Source organism: Glutamicibacter sp. AGC84, assembly GCF_053543575.1.
In genome coordinates this window covers 24,587-33,203 of record NZ_JBLVOC010000017.1, presented here as the reverse complement: position 1 = coordinate 33,203, position 8,617 = coordinate 24,587, and the positions used below count along the sequence as shown (strand labels likewise).

The 8,617-nt window shown below is 60.6% G+C and carries 9 protein-coding genes; 4 read left to right on the top strand and 5 right to left on the bottom strand.

The genetic code is table 11. From position 1 onward, the window contains the following. On the top strand, positions 1 to 1,081 hold a 1,081-nt coding region (locus ACNPN0_RS11880; RefSeq protein WP_448938912.1), incomplete at its 5' end, for an ATP-dependent helicase C-terminal domain-containing protein. A gap of 70 nt (positions 1,082 to 1,151) precedes the next feature. Here the strand turns inward: ACNPN0_RS11880 and ACNPN0_RS11875 are convergent. Then, on the bottom strand, positions 1,152 to 2,384 hold the full coding sequence (locus ACNPN0_RS11875; protein WP_105659098.1) for an acyl-CoA dehydrogenase family protein: 1,233 nt from the start codon (positions 2,382 to 2,384) through the stop codon (positions 1,152 to 1,154). 103 nt (positions 2,385 to 2,487) lie between these two features. After that, complete coding sequence (locus ACNPN0_RS11870; RefSeq protein ID WP_448937911.1) at positions 2,488 to 3,177, bottom strand: TetR/AcrR family transcriptional regulator; 690 nt, start codon at positions 3,175 to 3,177, stop codon at positions 2,488 to 2,490. A 161-nt stretch (positions 3,178 to 3,338) separates the two neighbouring features. Between ACNPN0_RS11870 and ACNPN0_RS11865 the strand changes: the two genes are divergently transcribed. Together ACNPN0_RS11865 and ACNPN0_RS11860 are read left to right on the top strand one after the other, a co-directional pair. Further along, complete coding sequence (locus ACNPN0_RS11865) at positions 3,339 to 3,770, top strand: DoxX family membrane protein (RefSeq protein WP_105659096.1); 432 nt, start codon at positions 3,339 to 3,341, stop codon at positions 3,768 to 3,770. Positions 3,771 to 3,874: 104 nt separating this feature from the next. Further along, positions 3,875 to 4,057, top strand: coding sequence for a hypothetical protein (locus ACNPN0_RS11860; protein ID WP_105662724.1), 183 nt, complete (start codon positions 3,875 to 3,877; stop codon positions 4,055 to 4,057). 78 nt (positions 4,058 to 4,135) lie between these two features. Here the strand turns inward: ACNPN0_RS11860 and ACNPN0_RS11855 are convergent, their stop codons facing one another. The 3 genes from ACNPN0_RS11855 to ACNPN0_RS11845 form a co-directional block, all read right to left on the bottom strand. Continuing rightward, a complete protein-coding gene (locus ACNPN0_RS11855; RefSeq protein WP_448937912.1) occupies positions 4,136 to 5,590 on the bottom strand; it encodes a DHA2 family efflux MFS transporter permease subunit in 1,455 nt (484 codons plus the stop codon). Between the two features lie 61 nt (positions 5,591 to 5,651). Then, a complete protein-coding gene (locus ACNPN0_RS11850; RefSeq protein ID WP_286134418.1) occupies positions 5,652 to 6,650 on the bottom strand; it encodes a PhzF family phenazine biosynthesis protein in 999 nt (332 codons plus the stop codon). 95 nt (positions 6,651 to 6,745) lie between these two features. Continuing rightward, entirely contained in the window at positions 6,746 to 7,291 is a 546-nt protein-coding gene (locus ACNPN0_RS11845) for an AMIN-like domain-containing (lipo)protein (RefSeq protein WP_448937913.1), read from the bottom strand. Between the two features lie 211 nt (positions 7,292 to 7,502). On the opposite strand from ACNPN0_RS11845, the gene ACNPN0_RS11840 reads away from it, so the two are divergent. Further along, a complete protein-coding gene (locus ACNPN0_RS11840) occupies positions 7,503 to 8,597 on the top strand; it encodes a mechanosensitive ion channel family protein (RefSeq protein WP_133834859.1) in 1,095 nt (364 codons plus the stop codon). Positions 8,598 to 8,617 lie beyond the last annotated feature (20 nt).

Here is an 8,617-nt window from a genome sequence, read left to right as displayed (position 1 = left end):
CCGGAGTTCGCATCCGGCGCACCGTGCCTGGAAGCATGAAGCGCAGCGCCTGGAAAAGCTCCTGGGCAGTGCGGAAAACCGCACCGGGCGGCAGCCTGCACCGGCAGCTGCGGCCTTGGCAGGCGTGTGCGCTTTGGCCTACCCGCAATGGATTGCGCGCAAGGTCGGCCCGGAGGAATACCTGTTGGCTTCGGGGACCCGGGCAACCTTGCCGCGCGGCAGCCAGCTGATGCATGAGGAATTTCTTGCGGTCGCCGAGGTCTCCCGTGCCGGATCCAAGGCGGTGATCCGACGGGCCGTTGGCATCGAACTTGGCACTGCCGTCGACCTGTTGCCGCAGATGCACCAGAAGCGCGAAGTGGCGGAGCTGGTTGACGGCAGGATCACCGCTCGCCAGATCGAGAGCTTTGGCGAGATCGAGCTGGCGGCCCATCCGGTCAAGGCCACCGCAGAGCTGGGCATGCAGGCTGTTGCCAGCGCCATAGCTACGCAGGGGATAGCCTTCTTCGGCACCCATGAAAAGTTTGATGCTTTGCGCCGGCGGATGGCCGTGGCCCATCGCCTGCTCGGCGAACCCTTTGCCGCGGTGGATGACCAGGCCCTGATTGCCTCGGCGGGCAACTGGCTGCAGCCGGTCTTGCGGCAGGTAGCCGCCGGCAAGAACGCGGCCAAGGTTGACCTGTATTCGGCATTGCGGACCTTGCTGCCGTGGGAGCATGCCCATGATTTTGATTCGCTGGTGCCCGAACGGCTCCAGGTGCCTTCGGGATCAAGGATTTCCGTGGCCTATCCCGAGGTCGGTGAAACCGGTCCAGCGGTCGTCGCCGTGAAATTGCAAGAATGCTTCGGACTCGATGAGTCGCCGCGGCTGGTCAAGGGCAAGCTTGCCGTCCAGTTCCACTTGCTTTCGCCCGGTGGCCGGCCGCTGGCGGTGACCGATGACCTGGTTAGCTTCTTCAATGGGCCCTACGCCCAGGTGCGTTCTGAAATGCGCGGGCGCTACCCGAAGCATCCTTGGCCGGAGAATCCATGGGACCACGTGGCAACGGCAAAGACCAAGAACCGATTGGGCCGGCAGTAGGCAAAAGCACGCCGGGGCCGGGGCCCGGAAGAACGAGCCAGGTCCCGGCGTGCTTTCCGGCGCCCAGGTTCTAGGCGAACGCTGAGAAGCCGGTGATGTCGCGGCCCATGATCAATGCCTGCACGGTTTCGGTGCCTTCATAGGTGTGGATTGCTTCCACATCGGCGAAATGGCGGGCCACGCGGTTGCTGGTCAGGATGCCGTTGCCGCCGAGCAGGTCGCGGGCGTTCGCTGCGATGGCGCGTGCGGTGCGGGTAGCGGTGTACTTGGCCAGCGACGCCTGCGGGCCGGTCAGCTCACCGGAAGTTTCGCGCTTGGTCGCCTGCATGACCAGAACCTGGATAGTAGCCAGTTCGGACTGCATGCGGGCCAGGCGCTCCTGGACGATCTGGCTGGCGGCAAGCGGACGACCGAACTGCACGCGCTGCTTGGCGTAGCTCACGGCCGACTCGTAGCAAGCGGTCGCGTGGCCCACGGCAGACCAGGCGACACCCAGCCGGGTGGCGAACAGGACGCGCGAGGTGTCCTTAAAGCTCTTGGCTTCGGGCATCACATCGTGGTCCGGAACGAAGACGTTCTCCATGCGGATATGCGCCTGCCAGATAGCGCGCAGGGAGAGCTTGTTTTCGATGGTGGTGGCCTTGTAGCCTTCGGCATCCTGGTGCACGATGAATCCGCGGACCTTGCCTTCGTCGTCGCGGGCCCAAACGATGCTCACGCCGCCGACCGAGCCGTTGCCGATCCATTTCTTTTCACCGCTCAGGCGGTATCCGCCCTCGACCTTGGTGGCACGGGTTTCCAGCGAAACCGAGTCGGAACCATGAGTTGGTTCAGTCAGCGCGAAGGCGCCTGGAAGTTCGCCGCGCAGCATGGGGATGGCGTACTTCTTGATCTGCTGGGCATTGCCGCAGTACAGCACGGAGCGCAGAGCCAGACCGCCCTGGACGCCAACAATGGTGGAGACCGAACCGTCGCCACGGGCCATTTCCATGTTGACCAAGCCGGCAGCCAGCGGGCTCATTTCCTCGTAGCCTTCCAGATTCAGGCCATCGCGCAGCAGATCCGCATCGCCGAGCTTCTTGAGCAGATGCAGCGGGTAGTCGGCCTTGTCCCAGTACTCGTGGATGTCGTCCTTGACCTCGTCGAGGATGAATGCGCGGGCCTTGGCTCGCCACGCGTTGTCCGCTTCGCCTACTTCGGCGAAGATTCCGGTCGGATCGATATTGACGTCTCCGGACCACAGGTCGTATTCGGGTTCGACAACGCCGGCGGGAAATTCAAAACCGGTCTCCAGCTGGGACATTTCAGATGCTCCTAATAGCTACGGTGAAAAAAGCTTCACTCCTAGACTAGTGGAACGCAGTGCCATGTCAAGAAACTTGGTTTCAGAAGTTGGGTGGAATCGATTATTTTCCGTGCTCTTTGAGCGCGCGGGAGACGGCCTGGAGAACCGCCTGCTCATCGGCGCCGGTATCCAAGACGGAAACCACCACGCTGGGGGCCGCCGGCTTGGTGGCGGCCGCTGCCTGTCCGGGGTCGAGCAGATCTGCGAAGCGGTTCAGGAACTGGCGCACATCGTTGGCCAGCTTGGTGCGGTCCGTGCTTTGCGCGTCTTTCAGCCAGCTGCGCAAATGATCGTTGTGGATCGCAACCAGGCCAGCGCTAACGCCCAGGCACAGCGACTTCTCCGTGGCGCTCTTTGCCAAATCGCGACGGTTCAGGAACCCGTAAAACGCCCGTTCGTAGCGGTGAGTGGAGACCAGCTCGCGCTCTCGCAGCGACGGCACCGAGGAGAGCAGCTTGTGGCGCAGCTGGGCTCCTTCGGGGTTGACCGTGTACTGGTCGAAAACCACATGTGCGGCATCGATGAGCGTAGTGATTGCATCAACCGACGAGGCGGCCAGCGTGGTCTCGACGTGTGTAATGATCATTTCCTGGTCGGCGAAGACCATATTCTCTTTCGACCCGAAACGGCGGAAGAAAGTGGAACGGGAAATGCCAGCGGCAGCTGCCAGCTCGTCGACGCTGGTGGCATCGAAGCCCTGGGTAATGAGTAGATCAAGGGCTGCTGGGGGTACTGCGGAAGAAGCGATCATGATTCACGAATTTAGCACGATTCAAGCTGGGAAATTCTAGGGTTCAGCTATGCGCGCCGCGCAAATGATTGTGAACTACTGCGCCCATGACTACGCTGAACATCAGGGCGTTCCATGCCGGAACGCCATTCTTGGACGAAATGAAAGAGAAGTGAGGGCCCATGGGAATCTCGATTGCAAACGCCGCGCTACGTTTGGTCAGTGGTGCGTTCATTCTCAACAGCGGCATCAACAAGTTGCGCATCGATGAAGCCAGCGCCGCAGGCCTGCAGCAGATGGCAGCCAACGGCGTGCCTCAGCTGGCCGAGCTGGAACCGGCAGTTTTCGGCAAGGCCGTATCCATCGGCGAGATCTCGCTGGGTAGCGCCTTGCTGCTGCCGCTGATCCCATCGCGGCTGGCCGGCTTAGGCCTGGGCGCATTCTCCGGTGTGCTGCTGGCTTCCTACCTGCGCACTCCGGGCATGACAGAATCCGACGGCATCCGCCCAACCGCTGATGGCACCGCCCTGGCCAAGGACGTATGGCTGGCAGGTATCGCTGTGGCATTGATTCTTGGCCGCAAGGGCGCCAAGAAGATCAAGAAAGCAAAATAAGCGGACGGAATCGCTTGAGCAAAACGTTCGGCAAGCCGTAAGTTGATCTTGGAGACTGCGGTTTTCAGCGGCCACATTTGAACTACAAGCTAAGAGGAGAACCAATGGGTTTCTTAGATGATGCAAAGAAGAAGCTGGGCGAGGCAGTCGAAAACGCGAAGGACTTCGCAGGCGACGCTACCGAGAACGTGAAGAACTTCGCAGCGGACGCCCAAGAAAAAATCGGCGAGAAGGTCGATGAATTCAAGAACGGCGATAGCAACGAAGAACCTGAAGACAAGGTCTAGCGACCACGAAGCCAGCGCCTGATCCGGCGACTTTCGAGTCCTGGACCAGGCGCTGGCTCCGTTAAGAGCTGCCTCTGGCTATTGGCGCTGCGCCTTCTTGCCATCGCTGAGGAACGCTACAACGAGCACAGCAGCCACGCCGATGAAGCCTGGCAGCATCAGTGCCTGTCCCAGGCCAACAGACGTGGCTTCCATGATCACCGCAGGATCCTTGGAATCTGCCTGCGCGATCTGTGCCGAAATGCGGGCATCCATCATCACCGCGATCAGGGCAGAACCAAGCACTGAACCGATTTGCCGGGTGGTGTTGTAAATCCCTGAACCGGCACCCGCATCACGCGCGGTCAAGTCCTTGGTGGCTGCCAGCGACAGCGATGGCCAGATCATGGCTGAACCGATGCCTTGAACCGCTGAAGGAATCAGCAGCATCCACAGCGGGATATCGGCGTGCATCATGAAGGCGTAGACCACCGTGGCACCGCCAAACAGGAAGAACCCGGGCACGGCCAAGATCCGCGGGCTGAGCTGATTGACCTTCTTTCCCAGCTGCGGCGCGAGGAAGATCGCCACGAAAGCCATCGGAGAAATCATCAACGCGGATTCGGTGGGAGTCAGGCCTCGGACATTCTGCAAGAAGAACACCATCGGCAAGGCGATGGTCGCGATGGTCAGGCCCATGAAGGTGATCGCGACATTGGCCAAGGAGAAATTGCGGACCTTGAACAATCGCAGCGGAACCAGCGGTTCAGACGTGGTCTTGGACTGCCACCAGATGAAGGCTCCCATCAGCACCGCGCCGATGATAATCAGATGCCACGAATTCAGCGGGCCAATGAATGGTTCCCAATTGGTGGCATCGCCTTCCTGGATGCCGAAGACCAAGCAGAACATGGCCAACGCCGAAAGGATGACGCCGAACCAGTCGAAGGAATGCGCTTGGGATTCAAGGGCTGGCACGAATTTGAAGACCATGGTCAAGCTGACTACCGCGATGGGCAAGTTGATGAAGAAGATCCATTCCCAGCCGATGGAGTCCACCAGCAGACCGCCAGCAATCGGACCGATCAGCGAAGCGATGCCCGCCACTGCACCCCATAGGCCCATGGCTGCACCGCGGTGCTGATAAGGGAAGAGGCGGGTAATGAGCGTCATCGCCTGAGGGGAAATCATCGAAGCGCCAAGGCCCTGGACGGCGCGCGCCGCCACCAGCGAGCCGAGGGAATCGGACAAGCCGCACCACAGCGAGGCCAGCGAGAAGACCACCATGCCGATGAGGTAGATATTGCGCGGACCGAAGCGGTCACCGAGGCGCCCGGTGACCAGCAGCGGCACCGCGAAGGTGAGCAGGTACGCGCTGTTGACCCACAAGATGCTGGAGATATCGGCGTCCAGCGACGTCATGATGGAGGGCATTGCGGTGGACACGATCGTGGTGTCCAGAAGGATCATGAAGAAGCCGATGACCAGTGCCCAGAGGGCACGCCAGGCGGCTTTCTTGTCGAAGTGTGTTTCGGGATTCGCAGTTTCAGGCACTGGTCAAGGCTAGTCCCTATCAGCCCTGTGCGGAACGGATAGCGAAACTATGCATAGGAAATCAGTCGAAACTCACATCGCCCGAGATGCGGGTGGCGACATCGCCACTGACCCAGACGCCTTTTTCGGTAGCTTCAATATGCAAGATCGCTTCGCGGCCCAAACGCGTGCCCTGGCGCACGGTATAGCGCTGGGGTGCATAACCGGTCTGCGTCAGCCAGATGCCGAACGCAGCATTCAGCGAACCGGTGGCAGGGTCTTCCGGAACAGCCTCGCCGGGAATGAAGGCACGGACCTCATAGTCCGCCGGAGGCTGCAGCACCACATTGCGGAAGCGCTCTTCGGAACGCTCAAAATCAGAGAAGTCCAGCGGACGCAGCTCTTCACGGGTACCGGAAACGCGCGGCATGACCGATCCGCGAGGTTGCCACACGCTCTGCGAAACGCTGGCTGCGGTGTAGGGGCCGATGACGCCTACTTCCAATCCCTGCAGCGCCTCATAGTCAGGTTCGATGCCCAGCACGATATCGGCGTCACGCAGCACCAGGCCCGCAGGATGCGGACCGTTGACCAGCCACTGGTGGTCCACCACGTCTTCTTCGCGAATGCCCAGCCCGGCAATCGCCCATTGCAGGACATCTGGTTCCAAAGGGCCCGACCTGGTCAGCGGGGGTGCGAGGAAGGCCAAGCGCCGCGAGTGGCGGTCGCTGCTTTCCCGTTCCACACGCACCGGAATCAGTCCGGCACCGCATTGCTGGATCAGATGGCCTGCGGGACCAGCCTCGCCACCGGACTCCAGCCAAGCATGAGCCGCGCCCAGCGTCGGATGGCCAGCAAAGGGCAGCTCGGTGCTCGGGGTGAAAATGCGAATGGCGTAGTCCGCTTCCTCATCAGTGGGCTCGACGAAGAATACAGTTTCCGCAAGATTCATCCACTGCGCAAAGTGCTGCATCTGGTCATCGCTCAGGCTGTCGGCATTGAACACGACTCCCAGGCCATTGCCGTTGAAAGCAGTGGGTGCAAAGACATCAACCTGCTGATAAGAGAATGTGCGCGACATACTTAGCATGGTGGCACATTAATCAGCAGGTTGACCCGGTGTTACGTGGTACGTCACGCAAAAAGTTGCGAACGCATCAAGGAAATGAACCTTCTTTACCAATGGTGCGCAACATCGATGACCAAGCGTGAACCGTCGCCAGGTCCAGGCAGTGCGAACACGCGCATGGGCAGCCGTGCCCTGGTCGAGAGCCCCACTTTGGTTTGGCCTTCAAAGCTGCCCAGCCACACCAATTGGCGGAACGTCGTGTAGCCCAGATTCTTCACTTCGGCGCCCGGGTTGAAATCCTCGGTTGCCGGGGCCTGCACCAGGATTTCCAGGTTGGCACCGCCAGTGGTGTCCACCTGCAGGCCGGAACCGATTCCGGTCAGTTCGCTGACATACCTGGCTGAATGGCTGGCAGCTGGTCCTGCGAGATCGATGACCAGCCGGTCAAAGCACAGGTGCCGTCCGGTCCGAAGATTTTCCACTGCGGAATGCGTGGACCAGGAGCTGGTTTTGGCCAAGGATCCCCAATAAACCGTTGGGCAGGAAGCAGACGCGAGGGCGGCCGGAGCGGGGGCCGCCGCGGAAGCGGGCGTCACCACGAGCAAGGCTGCCGCCACCGTGCCTAGAACGATTCCAATTTTTCCGTTGCGCATATGGATCACCGTCTCTCTTGGTTTGCGCCCGCAGGCAGAGCGGACTGCCAGTGAATCAACTAAAGGCCTGGAATGCGGCAAGCGCAAGGGCAGAAAAGAATTGGAACCACTCTGAGACGCTTCTGCAATGGAGCCGGAGAACTCCCGGGCCGTAGGGCGGAAGGCAGGTTCCACACAGCATTTATTTAGCGCCATATGACATGCTTTAAACATGTCACCTACCCCCGTTGAACCCATCGGCGAAACCGTCGAGGAAGTCATTACAGCCTCAAGCTTCCTCCCCGAATCGTTGCAATTTTGGGTTGTCCTGCTCATCGGTGCGCTCGTAGCCGCAATCCTGGCGTTTGTTTTCAGCGGCGTTGCCCGCCGCGTGCTGCGCCGGATCGGCGTGGACGAAGCCGACGTGAAAGCCACCAGATTCCCGTTCTTCGGCCTGGTTACCTCGATTATTGCCAAGTCGGCCTTCGCGGTCTTCTATCGAGAACGCACTTGGTACAACCCCTGGCAGTTCGCCATCCTGATCATTCTGGTCTTCTTCCTCACCTGGTTCATCATCAAGCTGGTGCGCGTGATTGAGACCGGCATGATGGCACGCTTCGAGGCGAGATTCGGTCCAGGGCGCAGGCTGGCCAAGGTCCAGACGCAGGTCGGCCTGATGCGACGGGTACTGGTTGCGGTGCTCTGCATCATTGCAATCGCCGCGGTGCTGCTGACGATCGAGCAAGTCAGGGCGCTGGGCGCCGGCCTGTTGGCCTCGGCTGGCCTGGCTTCGGTGGTCGTTGGCCTGGCCGTGCAGTCAACGTTGGCGAACGTATTTGCCGGTTTGCAAGTGGCCTTTACCGACTCGATTCGCGTGGACGACACAGTGGTAGTCGAGGGGGAACGCGGCACGGTAGAGGAGATCACCCTCTCCTACGTCGTGGTGCACCTGATCGACGGGCGCCGGATGATCCTGCCATCGACCTACTTCACCACGACGCCATTTGAGAACTGGTCGCGGCGCAGCACGGAGATCTCCGGAAACGTAGCACTGCAGCTGAAGCTCAATGCGCCGATTTCCTACCTGCGCCAGCGTAGCAGCGAACTGCTTGAAGCCTCCGACTGGTGGGATGGCCGGGACAATGAGCTGCTCGTGACCGACGCGCAAAACGGCTTGCAAACAGTGACCATTTATTTATCCGCGCGCAACGCCGGGGACCTGTGGAACCTGCGCAATATGCTTCGGGAGAAGCTGCTGGCCGAGCTGGTGGAAAACTACCCTGATTGCCTGCCGGATCCCCGGATGATTCCAAGCAACCCGGTCTAGCGGCATAACGGAAGCGGGGG